Annotated in this window: 21 protein-coding genes; 9 read left to right on the plus strand and 12 right to left on the minus strand. The window is 56.2% G+C overall.

The annotated features are described in order from the left end of the window. Nucleotides 1-69: 69 nt before the first annotated feature. Nucleotides 70-2148 carry an ABC transporter permease gene (locus SK33_RS17945; RefSeq protein WP_048216772.1) on the plus strand — a complete coding sequence of 693 codons (2079 nt, stop codon included), beginning with the start codon at nucleotides 70-72 and terminating at the stop codon, nucleotides 2146-2148. A gap of 11 nt (nucleotides 2149-2159) precedes the next feature. Beyond that, the gene (gene fbpC / locus SK33_RS17950; RefSeq protein ID WP_003021390.1) at nucleotides 2160-3206 is read left to right on the plus strand and encodes a ferric ABC transporter ATP-binding protein; all 1047 of its coding nucleotides are present in this window, start codon (nucleotides 2160-2162) and stop codon (nucleotides 3204-3206) included. A 108-nt stretch (nucleotides 3207-3314) separates the two neighbouring features. Here the strand turns inward: fbpC and mmuM are convergent, their stop codons facing one another. From mmuM to SK33_RS17995, 9 genes are all read right to left on the minus strand, one after another. Beyond that, nucleotides 3315-4247 carry a homocysteine S-methyltransferase gene (mmuM, locus tag SK33_RS17955; protein WP_048219520.1) on the minus strand — a complete coding sequence of 311 codons (933 nt, stop codon included), beginning with the start codon at nucleotides 4245-4247 and terminating at the stop codon, nucleotides 3315-3317. Beyond that, on the minus strand, nucleotides 4234-5637 hold the full coding sequence (gene mmuP / locus SK33_RS17960) for an S-methylmethionine permease (protein ID WP_044714461.1): 1404 nt from the start codon (nucleotides 5635-5637) through the stop codon (nucleotides 4234-4236). Before mmuP ends, mmuM begins: the two co-directional genes overlap by 14 nt. A 274-nt stretch (nucleotides 5638-5911) precedes the next feature. Further along, nucleotides 5912-7126 carry a 3-(3-hydroxy-phenyl)propionate transporter MhpT gene (gene mhpT, locus SK33_RS17965; RefSeq protein ID WP_048219969.1) on the minus strand — a complete coding sequence of 405 codons (1215 nt, stop codon included), beginning with the start codon at nucleotides 7124-7126 and terminating at the stop codon, nucleotides 5912-5914. A 68-nt stretch (nucleotides 7127-7194) separates the two neighbouring features. Next, nucleotides 7195-8208: a 4-hydroxy-2-oxovalerate aldolase gene (gene mhpE, locus SK33_RS17970; protein WP_048219522.1), complete on the minus strand. Its 1014-nt coding sequence runs from the start codon at nucleotides 8206-8208 to the stop codon at nucleotides 7195-7197. Beyond that, complete coding sequence (gene mhpF, locus SK33_RS17975; RefSeq protein ID WP_003021377.1) at nucleotides 8205-9155, minus strand: acetaldehyde dehydrogenase; 951 nt, start codon at nucleotides 9153-9155, stop codon at nucleotides 8205-8207. Before mhpF ends, mhpE begins: the two co-directional genes overlap by 4 nt. After that, a complete protein-coding gene (gene mhpD / locus SK33_RS17980; protein ID WP_032936999.1) occupies nucleotides 9152-9961 on the minus strand; it encodes a 2-keto-4-pentenoate hydratase in 810 nt (269 codons plus the stop codon). The genes mhpF and mhpD overlap by 4 nt, the downstream gene beginning before the upstream one ends. A gap of 9 nt (nucleotides 9962-9970) precedes the next feature. Next, nucleotides 9971-10837, minus strand: a complete 867-nt coding sequence (mhpC, locus tag SK33_RS17985) for a 2-hydroxy-6-oxonona-2,4-dienedioate hydrolase (RefSeq protein WP_048219524.1) — start codon at nucleotides 10835-10837, stop codon at nucleotides 9971-9973. Between the two features lie 28 nt (nucleotides 10838-10865). Next, on the minus strand, nucleotides 10866-11810 hold the full coding sequence (gene mhpB, locus SK33_RS17990; RefSeq protein WP_003021366.1) for a 2,3-dihydroxyphenylpropionate/2,3-dihydroxicinnamic acid 1,2-dioxygenase: 945 nt from the start codon (nucleotides 11808-11810) through the stop codon (nucleotides 10866-10868). Between the two features lies 1 nt (nucleotide 11811). Next, on the minus strand, nucleotides 11812-13476 hold the full coding sequence (locus SK33_RS17995; protein WP_048219526.1) for a bifunctional 3-(3-hydroxy-phenyl)propionate/3-hydroxycinnamic acid hydroxylase: 1665 nt from the start codon (nucleotides 13474-13476) through the stop codon (nucleotides 11812-11814). A 191-nt stretch (nucleotides 13477-13667) separates the two neighbouring features. Here SK33_RS17995 and SK33_RS18000 point away from each other — a divergent pair, with 191 nt between their 5' ends. The 3 genes from SK33_RS18000 (at nucleotide 13668) to SK33_RS18010 (ending at nucleotide 15332) form a co-directional block, all read left to right on the plus strand. Next, nucleotides 13668-14480 carry a DNA-binding transcriptional regulator gene (locus SK33_RS18000; RefSeq protein ID WP_048219970.1) on the plus strand — a complete coding sequence of 271 codons (813 nt, stop codon included), beginning with the start codon at nucleotides 13668-13670 and terminating at the stop codon, nucleotides 14478-14480. Between the two features lie 134 nt (nucleotides 14481-14614). Further along, nucleotides 14615-14911, plus strand: a complete 297-nt coding sequence (locus SK33_RS18005; protein WP_048219528.1) for a putative quinol monooxygenase — start codon at nucleotides 14615-14617, stop codon at nucleotides 14909-14911. A 10-nt stretch (nucleotides 14912-14921) separates the two neighbouring features. Next, nucleotides 14922-15332, plus strand: a complete 411-nt coding sequence (locus tag SK33_RS18010) for a VOC family protein (protein ID WP_390888938.1) — start codon at nucleotides 14922-14924, stop codon at nucleotides 15330-15332. 86 nt (nucleotides 15333-15418) lie between these two features. On the opposite strand, the gene SK33_RS18015 is transcribed toward SK33_RS18010, so the two are convergent. Next, on the minus strand, nucleotides 15419-15895 hold the full coding sequence (locus SK33_RS18015) for a cold-shock protein (protein WP_003021353.1): 477 nt from the start codon (nucleotides 15893-15895) through the stop codon (nucleotides 15419-15421). Between the two features lie 86 nt (nucleotides 15896-15981). Beyond that, nucleotides 15982-16227 (minus strand): YmjA family protein, encoded by a 246-nt coding sequence (locus SK33_RS18020; protein ID WP_003021350.1) that lies wholly within the window; start codon nucleotides 16225-16227, stop codon nucleotides 15982-15984. A gap of 377 nt (nucleotides 16228-16604) precedes the next feature. Between SK33_RS18020 and SK33_RS18025 the strand changes: the two genes are divergently transcribed. Both SK33_RS18025 and SK33_RS18030 read left to right on the plus strand, forming a co-directional pair. Then, on the plus strand, nucleotides 16605-17381 hold the full coding sequence (locus tag SK33_RS18025) for an MBL fold metallo-hydrolase (protein ID WP_048219534.1): 777 nt from the start codon (nucleotides 16605-16607) through the stop codon (nucleotides 17379-17381). A gap of 18 nt (nucleotides 17382-17399) precedes the next feature. Continuing rightward, nucleotides 17400-18350, plus strand: a complete 951-nt coding sequence (locus SK33_RS18030; protein WP_048219537.1) for a GlxA family transcriptional regulator — start codon at nucleotides 17400-17402, stop codon at nucleotides 18348-18350. Here the strand turns inward: SK33_RS18030 and SK33_RS18035 are convergent. Then, entirely contained in the window at nucleotides 18347-19009 is a 663-nt protein-coding gene (locus SK33_RS18035) for a class I SAM-dependent DNA methyltransferase (RefSeq protein ID WP_048219541.1), read from the minus strand. The genes SK33_RS18030 and SK33_RS18035 overlap by 4 nt on opposite strands. 110 nt (nucleotides 19010-19119) lie before the next feature. Here SK33_RS18035 and SK33_RS18040 point away from each other — a divergent pair, with 110 nt between their 5' ends. After that, the gene (locus tag SK33_RS18040) at nucleotides 19120-20202 is read left to right on the plus strand and encodes a LacI family DNA-binding transcriptional regulator (RefSeq protein WP_048219542.1); all 1083 of its coding nucleotides are present in this window, start codon (nucleotides 19120-19122) and stop codon (nucleotides 20200-20202) included. Between the two features lie 121 nt (nucleotides 20203-20323). Continuing rightward, a complete protein-coding gene (locus SK33_RS18045; RefSeq protein ID WP_048219545.1) occupies nucleotides 20324-23407 on the plus strand; it encodes a beta-galactosidase in 3084 nt (1027 codons plus the stop codon). Nucleotides 23408-23450 lie beyond the last annotated feature (43 nt).

Consider the following 23450-nt stretch of genomic DNA (forward strand, 5'->3'; position numbering starts at 1 on the left):
GCCTACATCGGCGATCATTTGCCGGGTGCGGCGTTAATACCGCATCCGGCCTGGAATACCGGAACCGCTATGTCACACACACTTGCACTCCATCCCGTGAAAAAACGGGATGCGATATTTCTTTGGGTTTTGCTTGGCTGGCTGGCGTTTGCCCTGTTGCCAAGCTGGAGCCTGGACTACGGTCTGCTGGAGTCGACAGGCGAGGAAATACTCGCCGCCTACGGCTGGTCACAGTTCAATATCAGTTGGTTATGGTATCTGCTGCCGAGCCTGCTACTGGTGCGTCCGTTCCATGAGGCCAGGCGCGAACAGCGCGGCCGCCATTATCTTGATGCGGGCTGGGCTTTTTTCTGTATGGCGTTTATCGTCGCCAGCGCGACTCTTGAGGGGCGCGGCTTAGGCTATGCCACCATTGTGTTGTTTGTGGCACTTGGCGCGATCATGACCCTGGCGCTCACCCGTCTGGAATGGCTGGGCGGCGACCGTTTCGTCATCGGTTCGCTCACCGCGATTGTCGCGCTAATCGGTATTTTTATCGTCTGGCCGAGTATCGCTATTTTTATTCCGATGTTCACCAACGACGCCGGGGAATTTGCCCCGCTGGCGTTTATGAATGTGCTGTCGCAGGCACATATCATTCAGGTGATCCTCAACTCGATTATGCTGTCGATTGCCGTCGGCGTCGGCTGTACCTTCTTTGGTCTGGTACTGGCTATCTATACTACCCGGATCGCCAGACGCAGCGCCATAATCGGACGTATCTTCTCGATTTTGCCGATCGTCACCCCGCCGTTTGTCGTGGGTTTAGGCGTCACGCTGATGATGGGACGCTCCGGCTACATCACCGAATTTATGGTCGAATGGTTTGGCTTAACCAACACCAACTGGCTGTACGGTTTTACCGGCATCTGGCTGGCGCAGGTGCTGGCCTTCACTCCGATGGCGTTTATGATCCTCGACGGAGCAATCAAAACCATTCATCCGTCGCTGGAAGAAGCATCATACACCCTGCGTGCCAGCCGCTGGCAGACCTTTAACGGCGTGTTTGTCCCGCTGCTGAAACCAGCGCTGGCGAACGCCTTTTTGATTGTGGTTGTGCAGTCGCTGGCTGACTTTAGTAACCCGCTGGTGCTCGGCGGTAACTTCGACGTGCTGGCAACGCAAATCTACTTCTACATCACCGGTTCGCAGCTCGACTACCAGGCCGCCAGTACGCTGGGTGCCTTCCTGCTGCTGTTCTCACTGCTGGTGTTCTGCGTGCAATATATGTGGATTGGTAAACGCTCATACGTCACCGTTTCCGGTAAATCCTACCGGGGCGACGTGCAGCCGTTACCTGTGACGCTGGTATGGAGCGTGGTCGCGCTGCTGGCGGTGTGGATTGCCTTTAACGCCCTGTTGTACGGCAGCATTTTCTACGGCAGTTTCACCGTTAACTGGGGCGTGGACTACACCCTGACGTTAGCGAACTTTACCAAACTGTTCGGTCAGGGGATGAGCGACGGCGCATGGCCTTCACTGCTCGACACCCTGCTCTACGCCGGTATTGCCGCGCCGATCACCGCCATCTTCGGTCTGCTGATCGCCTGGGTAGTCGTGCGCCAACAGTTTAAGGGCAAGAAGACCATCGAGTTCACCACCATGCTGTGCTTTGCCGTTCCAGGCACCGTCGCGGGCGTATCGTACATTCTGGCCTTTAACAGCGCCCCGGTGTACCTCACTGGTACGGCGGCGATTGTCATTATCTCGATGGTAATGCGTAACGTCCCGGTCGGCATTCGCGCGGGTATCGCGGGCTTAGGCCAGATCGATAAATCACTGGATGAAGCCTCGCTCAGCCTGCGCGCCGGTTCGCTGCGTACCATTACGCATATCCTGCTGCCGCTGCTACGCCCGGCGATCCTTTCGGCGCTGATTTACAGCTTTGTGCGCGCCATTACCACCGTCAGCGCCATTGTGTTCCTCGTCACGCCGGATACCCGCGTGGCCACGGCCTACATCCTGAACCGCGTGGAAGATGGCGAATACGGTGTGGCGATTGCCTACGGTTCCATTCTGATCGTGGTGATGCTGGCGATTATTTTCATCTTTGACTGGCTGATCGGTGAATCACGTACCTCCCGTTCAAAAGCCAAAAACCAGGCGTAATGGAGCGCACTATGACTCAGAAAAATTTCGTTGAACTGCGCAACGTCACCAAACGATTTGGCAGTAATACGGTAATCGACAATATCAACCTCACCATCCCACAGGGGCAAATGGTGACGCTGCTCGGCCCGTCCGGTTGTGGCAAAACCACCATTTTGCGCCTGGTCGCCGGGCTGGAAAAACCGAGCGAAGGGCAGATTTTCATTGATGGCGAAGACGTCACCCATCGCTCAATTCAGCAGCGTGATATCTGTATGGTGTTTCAGTCCTATGCCCTGTTCCCGCATATGTCGCTGGGAGAGAACGTTGGTTACGGCCTGAAGATGCTCGGCGTATCCCGCGCTGAGGTGAAAACCCGTGTCAAAGAGGCACTGGCGATGGTCGATCTGGAAGGATTCGAAGAGCGCTATGTTGATCAGATCTCCGGCGGTCAGCAGCAGCGCGTAGCGCTGGCCCGCGCGTTGATCCTCAAGCCGAAAGTGCTGCTGTTTGATGAGCCGTTGAGTAACCTCGACGCCAACCTGCGTCGCAGCATGCGCGACAAGATCCGCGAACTGCAAAAGCAGTTTGATATCACCTCGCTGTACGTCACCCACGATCAGAGCGAAGCCTTTGCGGTTTCCGATACCGTGCTGGTGATGAACAAGGGGCACATCATGCAGATCGGTTCACCGCAGGATCTTTACCGCCAGCCCGCCTCGCGCTTTATGGCAAGTTTTATGGGTGACGCCAACCTGTTCCCGGCCACCTTCGGTGACCAATACGTTGATATCTACGGCTACCACCTGCCGCGCCCGCTGCACTTTGATACGCAAGGCGAAGGCATGGTCGGCGTGCGCCCGGAAGCGATCACGCTTAGCGATCGCGGCGAAGAGAGTCAGCGCTGCGTGATCCGCCACGTGGCCTATATGGGCCCCCAGTATGAAGTCACGGTGGAATGGCACGGGCAGGAGATCTTATTGCAGGTCAACGCTACGCGTTTACAGCCGGACGTAGGCGAGCAGTATTATCTCGAAATCCATCCGTACGGCATGTTTGTTCTGGCGGATGCGGCATAACGTTTTGTGGCTTTGTAGGCCGGATAAGGCGCTTGTGCCACCATCCGGCAATGCCTGATGCGCTGCGCTTATCGGGCCTACATTGAACGAAGTAGGCCCGATAAACTCTCAGCTTCGCGCTTTTAGCGCGGCAATATCTTTCGGCGTGGTGCGACAGCACCCGCCAATCAACCGTGCGCCAGCGGCCTGCCACTGCGGCAGATAATCCGCCAGATGCGCACAATGCCCACCGTGATGATGCCAGGTTTTGCTCACGGCATCATACTGCTCGCCCGAGTTCGGATACACTACCAGCGGCAGCGCCGTTAAACTGTGTAAATGCTGCAACGCAGCGGTGGTGTTTTCCAGCGCAATGCAGTTAATACCTAGCGCCACCACCTGCGGATAATCCGCCAGCAACGCAACCACGTCACGCAGCGGCGTGCCGTCGCTCAGGTGCTCGCTGTCACGCAGGGTAAATGAGAACCACGCCCGCGCACGCGGATATGCGGTCAATAACTCAGCCAGCGCGCTAATTTCGGCAAAATTTGGCAAGGTTTCACAGGCTAACAGATCGGCCCCGGCATCCAGCAAGGCTTCCACGCGCGGGCGGTGAAACGCCTGAAACTCTTCAGCGCTACGTTGGTAATCACCACGGTATTCAGAACCATCCGCCAGATACGCGCCGTAAGGCCCGACCGATCCTGCTACCAGCAGCGTGCCCGCCTGCGGGTTCTCTGCCAGATACGCTTCACGGGCTTTACGCGCCAGCTCCACGCTTTTGCCAATCAGCGCTTTCGACTGCGCTTCATCCAGATCTCGCGCGGCAAAGCCCGCCGGCGTAGCCTGATAGCTAGCGGTGATCGCGCATTGCGCCCCCGCCCGGTAGTAATCGAGATGGACTTCGCGGATAAGCTCCGGATTTTCGACCAGCACTTTGGCTGACCACAGGCTATCGGCTAAGTTACAGCCACGCGCTTCCAGCTCCGTCGCCATCGCACCATCGAGCAGCAGGAAATCCTGTTTATCGAGGATGGCGCTTAACGGATTATTCTGCGACATGTTCGGGCTCCTGTTTGGCTTTACGCGGTTGAGTAAGGAAATAAGCACCATAACACACTGCCACAAACGGTAACCCGCACCACAGCGCAATTCTCTGCGCTGGATCGAATGCCAGCCCGACACAAGCCACCAGACACAGCACAAATCCCAGTACCGGCACCAGCGGATACCACGGCGCGCGATAATGCAATTCACTCAATGCCTTACCCTGCTGCAGATGACGGCGGCGAAAGACGAAGTGTGAAGCACAAATGCTCAGCCACACCGCCACCACCGCAAATCCGGAGATTGCCGACAGCGCGACAAATACCGTATCCGGGGCCACCACGCTGGAAAACAGCGCCAGCACACCACCGAGCATACTGACCGACAGCGCCGTCAGCGGCACGCCATTTTTCGTTACTCGCGCAAAACAGGCCGGTAGCGTACGTTCATTTGACAGCGACCACAGCATGCGCCCGGAGGCATACAGCCCGGAGTTCGCCGCGGATAGAATAGCCGTCAGGATCACGAAGTTAAAAATATCGGCGGCGTAAGGAATCCCCACCTTCTCAAACACCAGCACAAACGGGCTTTTCTCCACGCCCGCCTGCTGCATCGGGATCAGCGCCGCCAGCACAAACACGGTGCCGATAAAGAAAATAATCAGTCGCGCGATAGTGGTACGAATCGCTACCGGAATGACCTTGCGCGGGTTTTCTGTTTCTCCGGCGGCAATACCGATAAGCTCGGTTCCCGAAAAAGCAAAATTCACCGCCACCATCGTCATCAGGATCGGTAAGCCACCGTGTGGGAACCAGCCTTCTGCCGTGATATTACTCAGTCCAGGCGCGGGTGAGCCATCCTGCATCGGGATAAAACCAAAAATCGCCGCCCCACCGAGGATGATAAAGGCGATGATAGTGACCACTTTTACCAGCGAGAACCAGAACTCCCCTTCGGCAAAAAAGCGCGTGGAGATGACGTTCAGGCCAAAAATAATCGCGCAGAACACCACACACCAGACCCAAACCGGCACCTGTGGAAACCAGTACTGCATACAGAATCCGGCGGCGGTAAAACTCGAACCCAGCGCTACAGTCCAGGTCAGCCAGTAGAGCCAGGCCACGGTATATCCCGTTGCGGGGCCGAGATAACGCGCAGCATAGACGTGAAACGCCCCGGTCTCCGGCATCGCGACCGACAGCTCGCCCAGACACTGCATAACCAACCAGACCACCAGCGCGCCAATCAGATAAGCCAGCAGCGTTCCCGCCGCCCCGGTAGTGGAGATGATGTACCCGGTATTGAAGAATAACCCTGTGCCAATCACGCCGCCTAAGGAGAGCATTATCAGGTGACGCGTTTTCATTGTGCGCTTCAGTGGCGCATTTTGTTGTGTTGTTTGCATATAACCTTCTAAACGTATGGACATCTAAACATCCAAAGAAGGTTTGTTATACCGCGTTTGTTAACAGAATGCAAAGTCAACCCTGCACCAGGCGCAGATGCCCGCGCCGGGCGCTTAATATCGGATGGGGATTAATAATCAAATACAAAAAAGGCCGCCAGCTCATAACGCCTCCGTTGCTAGGCTTTATGTAAACTCTGGCAACGTCCTCACCGACTGGCGTTCACCCGGAAGTGGGAACCGTATCTCCCAGCTCATACTACCGAATGAGCGCTTAAGCACCGCTGGCAGGGATCGGCATCTGCGATTTGCGGCTCATCAGAATAAATACCGCCAGCCCTGCCAGCAATATCCCCGGCGCAGAAGCCGCCATCACCCCTACCGTTCCGGTGCCGAGCGCTAACATTTTTCCTGCCAGCAACGGACCACTCATCGCGCCCAGACGACCGACGGCGACGGCGGTTCCCACGCCGGTGGCGCGGATCTGCGTGCTGTAAAACAACGGTGCCAGCGCATACAACACGCTTTGCCCACCGGTGGCAAACATCCCCGCCACAAATCCCGCCATCAGCATGCCGCTCAATGACGATACCGTGCCCAGCGCCAGCAGTGATGCCAGCATCCCGGTGTAGATCAAAAGTGACATCACCACCGGACGCAGTTTGTCCATCAACGCCCCGAGAATTAACGTCCCGCTGGCCGCGCCGATTTGCAGAGCAAACATCACTCCTGCTGCCTGCGAGGGCTGAAAGCCCTGCTCGACCAGCAGCATCGGCAGCCAGTTGATCAGCATATACACCACCAGCAGGGTGAAGAAATAGCACAGCCACAGCAGCAGCGTGGCTGTCGCGGTGGTTGGCGCAAACAGAGCGCGCAGCGGCGCGGCAGCCACCTGCGTTTGTTGGGTATAAACCTGTGATTCCGGCAGCCAGCGCATTAACAGCGGAACCAGCAGCAGCGGGATCACCCCGCCGACCCAGAACACGGTTTGCCAGGCAGAGGCCAGACCGCTAAACCCGAGCGCTGCCGCCAGCGCCGCGCCAATCGGCACACCGCAGTACATCAGGCTCACCGCCGTCCCACGAAAACGCGGGCCCGCCGCCTCAGAAGTCAGCGCGATCAGATTCGGCAACGCCGCACCCAACCCAACACCGGTCATCAGGCGAGCAAACACCAGCGATGAGAAATCCCAGGATATCGCTGTTGCCAGTGAGAACAGGCCGAACAGCGCCACGGAGGCAATAAGAATGCGTTTGCGGCCATAGCGATCGGCCAGCATGCCGCCCACCAGCGCGCCGGGCAGCAGCCCAAGAATGCCCGCGCTGAAGATCCAGCCCATCTGCATTTTATCCAATGCAAACGCATGGGCGATACCGACGGCAGCGATCCCAGCGGCCTGTAAATCCAGCCCTTCCATCAGGGCGACTAAAAAACACAGCCCGACGGTCAACGTCAGGCGGGATGAGGATGCGGGGGTACGGGTAGCCATAAGATGTACCTCTGAGGTCACGATGCAGGTGAATCGCGGCTGATACGTTGCCAGCCGCGTAATCATTTTTATTTTCTGTTGCGCAGATCCAACGCCACGTCGACGATCATATCTTCCTGGCCGCCCACCATCCGGCGTTTGCCCAGTTCAACCAGAATATCTACCGCGCTCAGGCCATAACGCGCCGCCGCCACTTCGCAGTGGCGCAGGAAGCTGGAGTACACCCCAGCATAGCCCAGCGCCAGCGTTTCGCGGTCCACCCGCACCGGGCGGTCCTGCAGCGGACGCACCAGATCGTCGGCGGCGTCCATCAGCGCATACAGATCGGTGCCGTGCTGCCAGCCAAGCTTATCCGCCGCGGCGATAAATACCTCCAGCGGCGCGTTGCCTGCGCCTGCGCCCATACCGGCCAGACTGGCATCGATACGATCACAACCCTCTTCTACCGCAGCAATCGAGTTCGCCACACCAAGGCTCAGGTTGTGGTGGGCGTGCATCCCGGTTTCTGTTTCCGGCTTCAGCACCGCTTTCAAGGCGCGGAAGCGGGCGCGAATATCAGACATGTTCATCGCCCCGCCTGAATCGACCACATAGATACAGGTCGCACCGTAGTTTTCCATCAGTTTCGCCTGCTGTGCGAGGTTTTCCGGCGTGGTCATATGACTCATCATCAGAAAGCCGACGGTGTCCATGCCCAGTTCACGCGCATACTGAATATGCTGGGCCGACACGTCCGCTTCGGTGCAGTGGGTCGCCACACGCACAACGCGCGCCCCAGCCTGATACGCATTTTTCAGGTCATGAATCGTGCCGATGCCCGGCAACAGCAGCGTGGCGATCTTGGCGTGCTTGAGCACGTCCGCCGCCGCTTCAATCCACTCCAGGTCGCTGTGCGCACCAAAGCCATAGTTAAAACTGGAACCCTGCAGACCGTCGCCGTGCGCCACCTCAATGGAATCCACCCTCGCGTCGTCCAGCGCTTTGGCAATCTGGCGCACGTTTTCCAGCGAATATTGATGACGAATGGCGTGCATGCCGTCGCGCAGGGTCACGTCAGAGATATAGAGTTTTTTACCGTTCATGCTGCTTCTCCTGCCTGACGAGTGAGGGACTGCGCCATTTTCTCAGCGGTCGCCAGCGCGCTGGAGGTCATAATGTCGAGGTTGCCCGCATAGGCAGGTAAATAGTGCGCCGCGCCTTCCACTTCCAGATACACCGCGGTTTTCAGCCCGAAGAACTGACCGATGCCCGGCAGATTGACCGGTTTATCCTGCGGGATGACTTCAAACTGGACACGCTGTTTCAGACGATAGCCCGGCACGTACGCCTGCACCGCCGCCGCCATCTCATTAATCGATGCTTCAACTTCAACCTCAGAGGCCGCTTCGCTCAGCACATACACCGTGTCGCGCATCATCAGCGGCGGCTCGGCCGGGTTAAGGACGATAATCGCTTTACCTTTTGCCGCCCCGCCAACCACTTCAATCGCCTTCGAGGTGGTTTCGGTAAACTCATCGATATTAGCGCGCGTGCCAGGACCCGCAGATTTACTGGCGATCGAGGCGATAATTTCGGCGTAATGGACTTTTGCCACGCGAGAAACTGCCGCCACCATCGGGATAGTCGCCTGCCCGCCGCAGGTCACCATATTAACGTTCTGCTGATCAACGTTGGCCTCCAGATTCACCACAGGCACGCAGTACGGGCCGATTGCCGCGGGGGTCAGGTCGATCAGGCGGATCGCTGGTTTAACGGCGCGCAGCGCGGCGTCGTTCTTCACATGCGCGCCTGCGCTGGTGGCATCAAAAACAATGTCGATGTCGGCGAATTCCGGCATGGCGATAAGCCCTGTCACCCCTTCATGGGTGGTGGCAACGCCCATGCGTCGGGCACGCGCCAGACCATCAGAATCTGGATCGATACCGACCATCACCGCCATTTCCAGATGTACGCCGTGACGCAGAATTTTTATCATCAAATCGGTACCGATGTTGCCGGAGCCGATAATGGCGACTTTACGCTTACTCATGACTGACTTCCTTTTGTAACCGCCGCTGAAAAGGTGGCGGTAACTGAACCAATACCGTCGATATGGGCCTCGAAACGATCGCCCGCATTCACCGCCACCATCGGGCCTAACGCTCCGGTGAGAATGATATCTCCGGCACGCAGCGGCTCGCCGAGGCTGGCCATTTTGCGCGCCAGCCAAACGGCGGCGTTGATGGGATGTCCCAGGCATTCGCTGCCGCGCCCGCTGGACACTTCTTCGTTATTGCGCGTCATTTTCATCGCGCAGTTTTTCAGATCTAATCCTGCCGGACGCTGTGCCGGGCCGCCGACCACATACACCCCGCAGGAGGCGTTATCCGCCACGGTATCAACAAACTTGATTGACCAGTCACGGATACGGCTGCCGACCACTTCCAGCGCGGGCAGCACCCACTCGATGGCGTTATACAGCTCGTCAAAAGTAGTGTCGGCATTGGGCAGATCGCGGTTCAGCACCAGCGCGATTTCCGCTTCAATACGCGGTTGCAGCACGCGCTCAAACGCAATGGTGTCGTTATCGCCGTAGCACATGTCGGCAAACAGCGTACCGAAGTCCGGCTGATCGACGCCAAGCTGCTGCTGCACTTTCGGGTGTGTCAGCCCTACTTTGCGCCCGACCACGCGACGCCCGCGCGCCACTTCATACTGCACGTTGATGCGTTGAATGGCGTAGGCCGCTTCGGCGTTATCCACACCAATCAATTCACGCACTGGGGCGATGGCTTCCCCTTTTTCTTCAGCCTGACGTAAATCGGCGGCCAGCTGCTCAAGATTATGATTCGTCATGTCCGTTCCTTAAGGGCGTGCGAGGAAGTTCAGCACCAGCTGGTTAAAGGCATCCGCATGCTCCCACTGCGCCCAGTGTCCGCAGTCGCGGTAGATATGCAGCTCAGAACCGGCAATTCCGGAGAGCAGGCGCAGACCGGCATCCATCGGCACAAAGCGGTCATTGCGTCCCCAGACAATCAGGGTCTGGGCTTTGATTTCACCCAGACGCGGGCTGAAATCCGGGAACTGTTTCGGGTTGGCCTCCAGACTCTGGACAAAGTTTTCCAGGTGATCGCGACGCGACAGCATGTTATTCAGGCGTGCCTCAAACAATGCCTCGGTCAGGTCGCTGGTGTCGAAGACAAAGATCTCCATCATCAGCTTCAGGTTCTCGATGGTCGGCTCGCGGTACAGCTGATTCAGGCGTTTGATACCTTCGGTCGGCATCGGGGTAAACAGACTCATGCCGCCCGTTCCGCCGCCCATTAACACCAGTTTGCCCACGCGCTCCGGCCAGCTCAGGGTAAACGCCACAGCACTGTGACCGCCCATCGAGTTACCCAGCAGGTGGACTGTTTGAATATCCAATTGATCGACCACGCTTTTCAGAATGCGAGCGTTGAGATCAGATCGCGAACCGCGGTTAACGATCCCATCGCTTTTGCCCCAGCCTGGACAATCCAGCAGGATCACCCGGTATCCGGCCTGTACCAGCGGATCAATATTGCAGCTGAAGTTTGCCCAGCCCGTCGCGCCAGGACCGGAGCCGTGCAGCAGCACGACGGTCTCTTCGCCCTGTCCACAGTCATTGAAATGCACGCGTAGTGTTTCGCCTGCTTCCTGCACCTCCAGAAAACGACTGGTAGCGGCTTCGGTTTGCGGTTGGTAAGTCATGATGTTCTCCTGCATATTCAGTTCTGTTTCAGTTCTGTGTGGTAGCGCTCAGGGAGCCGAATCCGGCGATCCACTCCGGGATCGGGCGGTAATAACGACCTTCGCTGCGCCAACTACCAAAGGCAGAAATGGCGGCAAAGGCGGCAACCCAGGTTTTCACTTCGTGCGTTGATTTGCCCGCCATCACGGACAGCTCTTCGTTACTGACCGCGTCCAACTCCTGCAAACGCCCCTGCTCAAGCAGGGTCATAAAGCGGTTATCCCAGACGGGGTTAAGCGGGTGCAGCGTGTTTTGATCGGCCACGAACTTCTCGGCGGCGCTGATCACCCGCTGCTGGCGCAGCTCGCGCTCGTTTTCAGGTAACTGTTTGCCGCTGCCGAGCAGGCGGTCACGCATATGGGCATCAGCCTTCGCCAGCTCCGGGACCGGCGGTTGATGCGATAGACCACCGGAGCCTAAAAACAGCACGCGCTTATTCAGCGAGCTGGCGAAACGGCCAATCGCTTCACCGAGCATGCGGGTACGCTGAAAGCCCGGCAGCGGCGTGGCGACGCCGTTAATAAACACCGGCAGCACCGGCACCTTATCCAGACCGCCGAGCAAAAACTCCAGCGGCTGCGCGAAGCCGTGATCGACCTGCATGTTGTAGGACACGGCAAGATCAATGCCGCTTTTCATCACCGCGTGGGCGCAGGCTTCAGCGAGATCTGTCGGCACCGGCAGCTCCCCCGCCGCGCTGCCGAAATCGCCGATCGCCGTGGCTCCCACGCCTAAGCAGAACGGCGGCATCACGTCGTAGAAAAAACCGTTGTAGTGATCGGGGGCAAACAGCACTACCAGTTCCGGGTCGAACGCCGCAATACGCGCCCGGGCGCTGGCGATCACGCCGTTAACCTCGTCGAGCACGGTCTGCGCCGGGTCGACGTACCCCACCAGCGGCGAGTGGGAAAGACAGTGAAGATAAGCGTGCATATCAGGCCACCTTTTCAACAGGAATATCGGCAGTAGCGCGGGTAAGTGTCATCACCGACGCCAGTTTATTCAGGGTGCTGCCCAGGGTTTGCGGAATGGCGATGGCGGCCACGAAGCGGTCCGGGCGCATTACCACCAGCGCGGCGTTGTGCTGGGCAAACCACGCGCGCAGGCGGTTTTGCGTATCACCAATGCGGGTAACGCCGTCGTGGTTATCCTGATCGGTATGAATCTGCGTGTCCGGCACGACCTGGATAAAACGCGTCCCCAGCGCCTGCCACTGTTGGATCTGCGCCTCGCTCATGCCCCACAGCGGGTTACAGCCCCAGCCAATCACCGCGAAATTCGGTCCAATAACGTTGTCGAGCAGCGTCACTTCACCCGATTCCAGCGTCACCTTCGGCTGGATAAACATCTTGCCGACCGGAGACGTTCTCGCGTCACCCTCACGCACCAGTGCTCCAACATGGTATTGCGGCATCGGCTTAAAGCGCATTTCGAGGAAGTAGCGTTTGACCGGCGGAATATAATTCAGCAGCCAGGAAACCCCGTCGCGCACCGCGCCGTGCCAGCGTTTTGGCGGCGCCAGCACGTTGCCAGCGGTCACGGAGAGATCGATCATCGCTTTGGCGTGGTCGCGGCGTTCCTGCTGGTAGGTATCCAGCAGCTCATCACCGGCTTTGCCCTTAATGACCAGCGCCAGTTTCCACGCCAGATTGAAAGCATCGCGCATGCCGCTGTTGTACCCCTGCCCCTGCCAGACCGGCATAATGTGCGCCGCATCGCCCGCCAGCAGCACGCGGTCAATGCGAAAACGTTCGGCCAGACGGGCGTTATGGGTATACACGCGCTGGCGGATCAGTTCGACGTTGTCTGGGTTCGGCAGCACTTTGCTCAAAAGCTGACGCATATTCTGCGGTTCACTGAGCTGCGCTTCGGTTTCCCCCGGCATCACCATAAATTCAAAGCGACGCACCGCGTGCGGCAGCGCAGCGGAGACATACGGGCGCACCGGATCGCAGCACAGATACACATGCGGTGTGCTGAGCGGATCGTTGGCGATATCCACCACAATCCACTGATTCGGCGCGGTTTTGCCTTCAAACGGCACATTCAGCGAGCGTCTGACGTTACTGCCGCCGCCGTCGCAGGCCACCAGCCACTGGGCCTTCACCGTTTCACGTTGACCGTCCGGCGTTTTCAGATTCAGCGTCACTTCGCCGTTTTGCTGGCTGAAGGCCTCCAGTTCGCGGGAGAACAGGCAGCGCACGTTGGGAAAACGCGACAGCCCTTCCAGCATCACCGCATCCACCTGTGGTTGAATAAACGCATTGCGGCGCGACCAGCCAAATTCGTCGGTCATCGGCTGGATATCAGCAAAGCAGCGGCCTTTCGGCGTGAGAAAGCGCATCGCGTGCCACGGCGTGGTGTGCGGCAAAACGCGCTCGACCAGCCCCACAGACTGCATGGTGCGCAACGCTTCATCGTCAATGCCAATGGCTCGGGGATAGTCGATCAGCGTGTCGAGCTTCTCCACTACCAATACCTCAATGCCCATCTGGCCAAGATAGTTGGCCATCATTAGCCCCACCGGACCGGCACCGGCAATCGCCACCTGCACGGTGTGCTGCACAGCGGGTTGGATATCCGGGTTTTTTGTTGTCATTTCAGAACCTCACGACTCGGACAAAACGCAATTGCGGACCCTGGTGAGGCGCAATCTGTTTTGTTAAAAATATGTGAATAATTTTTTGTTGTGCGGTCAGTATAGGAGTGAGTTTTTGCGCTACAATCAAAACATGCCTGGATGTGCACCAAGTGCACAACGTTGTTTTACCTGTAGATTTGTCAATGAATATGAAAAATGACGAGAGCGCTGAGTACAAAACCGTACGCGGATTAACGCGCGGATTAATGTTATTAAATATGTTAAACCGGCTCGATGGTGGGGCCAGTGTTGGCTTACTTGCTGAGTTAAGCGGCCTGCATCGCACCACGGTCAGACGGCTGCTGGAAACCCTGCAGGATGAGGGTTACGTTCGGCGCAGCCTGTCCGATGACAGCTTTCGCTTAACCATTAAAGTCCGCCAGCTCAGCGAGGGATTTCGTGACGAGCAGTGGATTTCCGCACTCGCCGCCCCGCTGCTGGGGGATTTGCTGCGCGAGGTCATCTGGCCGACCGACGTTTCCACGCTGGATGTGGACGCGATGGTGGTACGTGAAACAACCCACCGCTTCAGCCGCCTGTCGTTTCACCGGGCGATGGTCGGGCGTCGTTTGCCATTGCTGAAAACCGCATCCGGCCTGACCTGGCTGGCATTCTGTCCGGAGAATGAACGTCAGGAACTTATTGAAATGCTGGCCTCCCGACCAGGAGAAGAGTTCCAGCTTGCGCGCGAACCGCTGAAGCTCAATGCCATTTTAACCCGGGCGCGAAAAGACGGTTTTGGCCAGAACTTTCGCGGCTGGGATCAGGAGGAGAAAATCGCTTCTATCGCCGTCCCCATCCGTAGCGAACAGCGAGTGATCGGCTGCCTGAATCTGGTGTATATGGCCAGCGCCATGACCATCGAACAGGCCGCGGAAAAGCATCTTCCGGCCTTACAAAAGGTGGCGAAACAGATTGAGGACGGCGTCGAGTCGCAGGAGATTTTGGTGGCCGGGAGGTGAAGTAGATCACAGTTATGCGGATCATCTGATTGATAGCTGGCATAATTCACTAACCGGCCGATATAACTTTGTGACGTCTTGCCCAAAAAAATCTTCATTACATAGTGTGCATTCGTTTTCTGCCAGGAGGCTGCATGTTAAAGGTCATTGCTGAGGATTTCATCAAACCTGAGTTTATTGAAACCGTTCTCCCGTTGTATCGAGAGCTAATATCGGCAACGAAGAAAGAACCGCATTGTATTGCTTACGACCTCTATATTGATGAAAAAGATCCGGGTCATTTTATTTTTATCGAAGAATGGCCAAACCACGCGGCTCTCGATGAACATTGTGCCAGTGAGCATTTCCGACGACTTGTACCGTTAATTGATCAATATACGCGACAGGAAGCACGTTACATATTGATGGATGGCGTAGTGAACCCTCACTAATATTAACTTTATGCAGGAGAACATATTGAAAAAGCATAAAAAATGTCTGGGATTGATTTCGATTGTTGTCGATGATTACGACAGAGCTATTGATTATTACACCAACAAACTCGGTTTTACCCTGGTTGAAGATACTCCGCAGCCGGGGAAACGTTGGGTTGTGGTATCGCCGAACCCGGACAGTGATTGTCATTTGCTACTCTCCAGGGCTGCTAATGAAACTCAGGAAGCGTTCATCGGTAACCAGTGTGGCGGGCGGGTCTTCCTGTTTCTGCAAACTGATGATTTCTGGCGTGATTACAATACAATGAAGACAGCTGGTGTTAAGTTCTGCGAAGCTCCCAGAGAAGAAGAGTATGGTACCGTGGTAGTCTTTGAGGATCTCTATGGCAATCGATGGGATTTATTGCAGAAAGCGTAAACCCTGACGTTAGTTTTTGACTCAAAAAAAACCGAAACCCACTCTGAAAAGAGCAGCGTTCCGGTTTTCATTTAGTCCGAAAGGTTTCAGACCTTAAGCAGTTTCACCGTCTCGTCGATGTCGATTTCATCTTCCGAGAAAATCAGCGTCGTGCCCTGGAAGGTGGTGATAGCCAGCTTTTTCAGCGTGCGCATTTCACCAGGCTTCACGTCTGATTTTGGTCGGATGCTGTTCATCAGCACGCCGACAGACAGCACTGCATTTTCTTTGTCGATACGGGTCTCTACAGGGACTTCTTCACTGTAGACCAGGAATGACTTGATCGAGGTGAGCTTCAGACGCTCGCCTGCGATATAGATGTACTTGCTGTCTGGTATGACTTTTACCGCGTAGGCAGACAAGCCTTTGTTATTGGTGGTGGGCTCAAAAGTCACCGCCGCGTCTTTCTTGATCAGCTCAGGATTAGCAACCTTAATCACATGAAAATAGCGATTGTCGCCGTTTTCATCTTTGATAAATCCAAAGCCTTTATCTTTAAACCACGTTGTGATTGTTCCGTTCATTGCTGTTTCCGCCTGATTAAACCTATTACTCGTAGAGTATACCTACTCAATTTGCGCGCAGTGTAAAACACAGGCCATACCTTTGGCTACTCGTTACCCCAACGATTGAGGAACTCCGCGATATCATCGATACGCTGAGCGTCGACACCGGCCACGGTTGCCATCTCCTGCTGCGCTTCTTCGCTGATCTCTTCGTTGTTCATCAAACGGGTAATCAACTGCTGGAAGTAGTGCGCCAGCGCGTCACGTTCTGTGTCGCTCACCGGCTTTGCGGCCTCGGTCGCGTACTCGTCGGCGATATCATAATATTTAAGCGGAATGTCGTTGTTCATCAGTTGCTCCGGGGGGATATGCGTGTGCCAGCAGTTGCCTGCCGCGTCTGATGTGAATGATAGCATTCTTATTTCATGGTTCGCGATCTGTTTTATTGGTCACTATGCATTACATATATCAATAATGTTTTCTGGCACCACTTCGTATTTAATAAATTTTTCCGTATTTAAGTAACAGCACTCTTATTCATTTCGAGATAATGGCTGCGAATTAAATAACGAGCTACAAAGGAAATATTAAATTACTTTAATTACATAATTGATATATGTAATCTGCTATTGGCCCAATCCCATCGCTAGTCGCCCATTTGCCCACATTCATCTTCTGGACAACACTCTACGATGACACCACTGATCCAACACGTGGAGCAAACATCATGAACATCACGCAAATCCGTAACGCCACGCAGCAAATCACCTTTGGCGGTAAAACTTTTCTGATTGATCCGATGCTGGCGGATAAAGGTACTTATCCGGGCTTTGCCGGAACGGCTCGCGCCGAGATCCGCAACCCGACCGTTGATCTGCCTGTCGATATCGACACGCTGCTCAACGTTGATGCGCTGATCGTGACCCATCTGCATGAAGACCACTGGGATGAAGCAGCGGCTCGTGTCGTGCCGAAAGACAAACCGATTTATGTGCAAAACGATCGCGATGCGCAGGTACTGCGGGGACAAGGTTTCACGCAACTGACCGTACTGACGCAAAACACCGCGCTTGGTGATATCACCCTGCGTAAAACCGGCGGCCAGCACGGTTCGGATCGCGCGTACGCCATCCCGCAAATGGCTGAGCGTCTGGGTGATGCCTGCGGGGTTATCTTCCAGCATCCGGCGGAAAAAACGCTGTATCTGGTAGGGGACACCATCTGGCGCGACGAGGTGGAAACCAACATGCGGACTTTTCAGCCAGGCGTGGTCATTCTGAACGCAGGCTTTGCCCACGTTATCGGGTTTGGCCCAATTATAATGGGCGCGGAAGATGTGCTAAAAACCCACTCCGTACTACCCGAGGCACAAATTTTGGCGACCCACATGGAGGCGATTAATCACTGTCTGTTGACCCGCGCGGCCTTGAAAGAGTACGCCCGCGACAACCAGATTGCGCAATTCGTTAACGTGCCGGAAGATGGCGAAATCCTGACGTTTTAAACTCCACAGAGGAATCGTATGCAACCGCTTAACGTCGCCATTGTTGCCGTGGAAGATTTCAGCCCGTTTCACTTCTCAGTGCCGTGCATTATTTTCAGTGACAAAGTGGCGGCGAAAAAGCGCTTTGAGGTGCAACTGTGCGCCGAACAGCCAGGCATCGTTTCCTCGCAGGATGGCTTCGCCCTTACCGCAGCCTACGGCTATGAAGCGGTGGAGGCTGCCGACATCGTAGTGATCCCCTGGTGGGGTGCCACGGCACATCGACCACCACAAAGCCTGCTTGATGCGCTCAACCGCGCACGACAAAACGGCGCGCAAATTGTTGGGTTATGTCTGGGCGCGTTTGTTCTCGGCTATGCTGGTCTGCTGGATGGCAAACGGGCGGCTACGCACTGGGAATTCGAACAAGATTTTCAGGCGCGCTTTCCGGCTGCCCATCTGGATATCAACGCGCTGTACGTGGATGACGACGGTATTATTACCTCGGCAGGGACCGCCGCCGCGCTGGATTGCTGCCTGTACGTCATCCGCCAGCGTTTTGGCAGCACGGTGGCGAATCAGATTGCCCGACGGATGATTGTGCCGCCACATCGCGAGGGCGGCCAGGCACAGTTTATCGAACAACCGGTAGCGAAAAATACCCAGGATCAGCGCATCAACGCCCTGCTCGACTATTTGCGCCAGCATCTCCACGAACCGCATAATCTCGATGAGCTGGCGCAGCGAGTGATGATGAGCCGTCGTACCCTCACTCGTCATTTTATGAAGGCCACCGGGTCAAGCGTAGCCGAATGGTTGATTGCCGAGCGCCTGCGCCGTAGCCAGACGTTGCTGGAGTCCAGCCAGTTACCCGTTGAACGCATTGCAGAACAGGTTGGTTTTCAGTCGCCCGTCACCTGGCGTCAGCATTTTAAATCCCACTTTGGTGTTAGCCCGGCTGAATGGCGTAAAACCTTTCGCGGCGATTAGCCTCTTTTTTGCGCCAGCCAGACGGTGTGCCCGGCGCAGTGCGGGTCTTCCATCACCACCTCGACTACCGCAAAACCATGCGCTAACAGCAATGCGCGGTATTCGTCCGGCGCGAGGCTGGCGTGAAACAGCGGCTCACCCTCAAATTGCCCCATCGCGATGCCATTGTCCGTACCGCTGGTAAACATCAGCGCGCTGCCGGGATGGCTGAGGCGGTCAAAAATCGGGAACATCTTTTGCTGGTCCTGCTGAGTTAAATGGAAAAAACTGTCCCAGGCGAGCAGACCATCGAAAGTCTCATTGAGTGCCAGTTCGCGCATATCCTGCTCCAGCCAGCGCTGTACGGGAAAAGTGTTTCGGGCCCGCGCCAGCATCGCCGGGGAACCATCAACGCCGGTAAGCTGAAAACCTTGCTGGATAAAATAACCGGCAATCGGCTGACCGTTGCCGCAGCCAATATCCACAATGCTGCCCTGCCCGCCCATCACGGAAATGAATTTATCGAGCCAGCTTTTCTCGAACAAGGTGCGCGAGCGCTGGCGGGCAAAGGCATCCGCATGACGTCGGTAGATGGACAGAATATTATTTGCCGCAGAGTCGCTCACAATGTCCTCACTTTTTTCTTCTGTTAAGAAGAATGACGATAAATCCTCCAGCACACGATCCGCAACCCTGGAATGCGCCTCGCAGAACCTATGCGTAAATCCCCCAAAACCGTCCCGCTGTGGCATCATAGCGCGCAGATAACGTCATGACAGGGGTGATAAACGTGAAACCGGTAACGCTATACGATGTGGCAGACCATGCAGGTGTCTCTTACCAGACCGTCTCGCGCGTCGTTAATCAGGCCAGCCACGTTTCCGCAAAAACCCGACAAAAAGTTGAGGCCGCGATGGCGGAACTCAATTACATCCCTAACCGCGTCGCACAGCAGTTGGCTGGCAAACAGACGCCGCTGATTGGCGTTGTGACGGCGAACCTTGCCCTGCATGCCCCGTCGCAAATCGTTGCCGCCATAAAATCCCGTGCCGACCAGTCCGGTGCCAGCGTGGTGATCGCCATGGTCGAGCGCAGCGGCGTTGAGGCATGTAAAGCCGCGGTCCACAACCTGCTTTCTCAGCGTGTAACCGGGCTTATCATCAACTATCCACTGGATGAAGAAGACGCCATTGCCGTGGCCACCGCCTGCAGTACGGTGCCGGTGCTGTTTCTCGATGTCTCTGACCTGACGCCAATTAACAGCGTGATTTTCTCGCATGACGACGGCGCGCGCCTCGGCGTTGAACATCTGGTGCAGTACGGACATCAGCGTATCGCCCTGCTGAGCGGGCCGCACACTTCCGTTTCGGCAAGGCTTCGCCGTGCGGGCTGGCACAAGTATCTGGAACATTACCAGCTACAACCCGTTGTGGAGCTGGAAGGCGACTGGAGTGCGATGTCTGGTTTTCAGCAAACGATGCATATGCTGAATAACGGTAACCTCCCTACCGCCATGCTGGTCGCTAACGATCAAATGGCGCTGGGCGCGATGCGCGCAATCAGCGAGTTCGGTCTGCGGGTGGCGGTAGATATCTCGGTGATTGGCTACGATGATACCGAAGACAGCGCCTGCTACATTCCACCGCTGACCACCATCAGGCAAGATTTTCCGTTATTGGGTGAAACCAGCGTCGACAGGCTGCTGCAACTTCCCCGTGGCGAATCAACCGTGGGCAACCAACTGCTGCCCGTCACCCTGGTTAAGCGCAAAACGGTTCTGCCACCCAACACCCAAACCACCTCACCCCAGGCGCTGGCCGATTCATTGATCCAGCTCGCGCGGCAAGTTTCTCAGCTCGCACCCAAATTGTGAACGCACAACAATTGTGTGAGTCAGTTCACTCATTGAACGCCCCAGCCTTTACAGTTGGGATCGCTTATCCGTATTTTGATTGAAATTGTGAGCGAATAACAAATTCAAACAGGATACCGTTATGAACCTGAACACAGATTCACTCTCCGCTGTTCTGGCCCGCCGTGACTGGGAAAATCCCGGCGTCACGCAGCTCAACCGCCTGGAGGCGCATCCACCGTTCTGTAGCTGGCGTTCAGCAGATGACGCACGTACTAATCAGCGTTCGAGTCAGTTACGCTCGCTGAATGGCCAGTGGCAATTTGCCTGGTTTGCCGCGCCGGAGGCTGTGCCGGAAAGCTGGCTGACAAGCGATCTGCCACAAGCTGATACTATCAACGTCCCCTCTAACTGGCAGATGGACGGTTACGATGCGCCAATTTATACCAACGTCACCTACCCAATCCCGGTTAACCCTCCGTACGTTCCGGCACAGAACCCGACAGGATGTTACTCGCTCACATTTTATATTGACGATATCTGGTTAGATGAGGGTCAGACGCGCATTATTTTTGACGGCGTGAACTCCGCATTTCATTTGTGGTGCAACGGCCGCTGGGTCGGCTACGGACAGGACAGCCGCCTGCCATCTGAATTCGATCTTAGCGATTATCTGCAGCACGGCGAAAACCGTCTGGCGGTGATGGTGCTGCGCTGGAGCGATGGTAGCTATCTGGAAGACCAGGATATGTGGCGCATGAGCGGTATTTTTCGCGACGTATCTTTGCTGCATAAGCCCACAACGCAAATTCGCGACCTGCGCATTAATACCCGGTTTAACGACGACTTCAGCCGCGCCACGCTGGCAGTGGAAATCAGAGTAGCGGGCAACACGAGCGAAGATTTACGCGTAGCCCTGCAATTGTGGGAGGGAGAAACGCTCACAGCCGAAACGAATTCCCCACTCGGCAGTGAGATTATTGATGAACGCGGTGCTTATCATGACCGGGTGACTCTGTGTCTGAACGTCGAACACCCGGCGCTGTGGAGTGCCGAAACGCCCAATCTGTACCGCGCCGTTGTGCAGTTGCGCACCGCGGATGGAGCGCTGATAGAAGCGGAGGCCTGTGACGTCGGCTTTCGTCAGGTTTGCATTGAAAACGGACTGCTGTTACTCAATGGTAAGCCGCTGTTGATTCGCGGTACCAACCGCCATGAGCACCATCCGATCAACGGCCAGGTGATGGATGAGGCGACGATGGTACAAGACATCATCCTGATGAAGCAGAATAACTTCAACGCCGTGCGCTGCTCCCATTACCCAAATCACCCGCTGTGGTACACCCTGTGCGATCGCTACGGCTTGTATGTCGTCGACGAAGCCAACATTGAAACCCACGGCATGGTGCCGATGAATCGCCTCACCGACGATCCCGCATGGTTGCCTGCCATGAGCCAGCGCGTCACGCGCATGGTGCAGCGCGATCGCAACCATCCGAGCATTATCATCTGGTCTCTGGGCAATGAATCCGGCCATGGCGTCAATCACGACGCGCTCTACCGCTGGATAAAATCAGAAGACCCGTCACGCCCGGTACAATATGAAGGCGGCGGTGCAAATACCGCAGCGACCGATATTATTTGCCCGATGTACGCCCGCGTCGATCAGGATCAACCCTTCCCCGCGGTCCCCAAATGGTCGATTAAAAAGTGGCTGTCGATGCCCGGCGAGCAGCGTCCGCTGATCCTTTGTGAATATGCCCACGCCATGGGCAACAGTTTCGGTGGCTTTGCCAAATACTGGCAAGCGTTCCGTCAGTATCCGCGCCTGCAGGGCGGATTTGTCTGGGACTGGGTGGATCAGTCGCTGACCAAATATGATGAGAACGGTAAAGCATGGTCAGCCTACGGTGGCGATTTTGGCGACACACCTAACGATCGTCAGTTTTGCATGAACGGGCTGGTGTTCGCCGATCGCACCCCACACCCGGCGTTATACGAGGCCAAACATGAACAGCAGTTTTTCCAGTTCACGTTACTGCCGGGCGCTGAACGCCAGATTGAAGTGACCAGCGAATATCTGTTCCGCCGCAGCGATAACGAAGTTCTGCACTGGTCTATTGCCCAGGACGGCAACCCGCTGGCCGCCGGAGAAATCGTTCTGGATATCGCTCCACAGGGTCGACAGGTGATTACCCTGCCAGATGTCCCGATGCCGGAAACCGCAGGTCAGCTGTGGCTGACGGTACGCGTAGAACAACCTCAGGCAACCGCGTGGTCAGACGCCGGGCACATCAGCGCCTGGCAGCAATGGAAGCTTCAAGAGAAGCTCAGCCTGACGCAACTGCCGTCTGCCCGCACCGCGCCACAGCTCAATGTGAGCGAAAACGTCTTTACCGTTGAGAACGACAACAAGCGCTGGCAATTCGACCGTCAGTCTGGCCTGCTGACACAGTACTGGATTGGCGATTCAGCCCAACTGTTGACTCCGCTTACTGACCAGTTCACCCGCGCCCCGCTGGACAACGACATCGGCGTGAGCGAGTCAACCCGCATCGACCCGAACGCCTGGGTCGAACGCTGGAAGGCCGCCGGTCACTATCAGGCTGAAGCAACGTTACTGCACTGTGCTGCCAATACGCTGAGCGATGCGGTACTGATCACCACTGAACATGCGTGGCAGTATCAGGGCGAAACGCTGTTCATCAGCCGAAAAAGCTACCGCATTGACGGCAAGGGTGAAATGCAGATAACGGTGGATGTCGACGTTGCCAGCGGTACGCCGCATCCGGCCCGCATCGGCCTGAGCTGCCAGTTAGTGCAGATCTCAGAGCGAGTGAACTGGTTAGGTCTCGGTCCACATGAGAACTACCCGGACCGTCTGGGCGCCGCCTGTTTTGATCGCTGGGATCTGTCGCTTGATGAGATGTACACCCCGTATGTTTTCCCAAGTGAAAACGGTCTGCGCTGCGGCACGCGCGAACTGCACTACGGCGCGCACCAGTGGCGTGGGGACTTCCTGTTCAACATCAGCCGCTTTAGCCAGCAGCAACTGATGGCAACCAGCCACCGCCATTTGCTGCAACCTGAGGCGGGCACCTGGCTCAATATTGATGGCTTCCATATGGGCGTTGGCGGCGATGATTCGTGGAGCCCTTCCGTGTCGCCGGAATTTCTGCTGAGCGCCGGACGCTACCACTTCCAGTTCATCTGGGGCCAAAAATAATAATATAAGTTGGGCAGGCCCAAACCTGCCCGCATTTATAGGA

The organism is Citrobacter sp. MGH103 (assembly GCF_001034475.2).
In the GTDB taxonomy this organism is placed as follows: Bacteria; Pseudomonadota; Gammaproteobacteria; order Enterobacterales; family Enterobacteriaceae; genus Citrobacter; species Citrobacter freundii.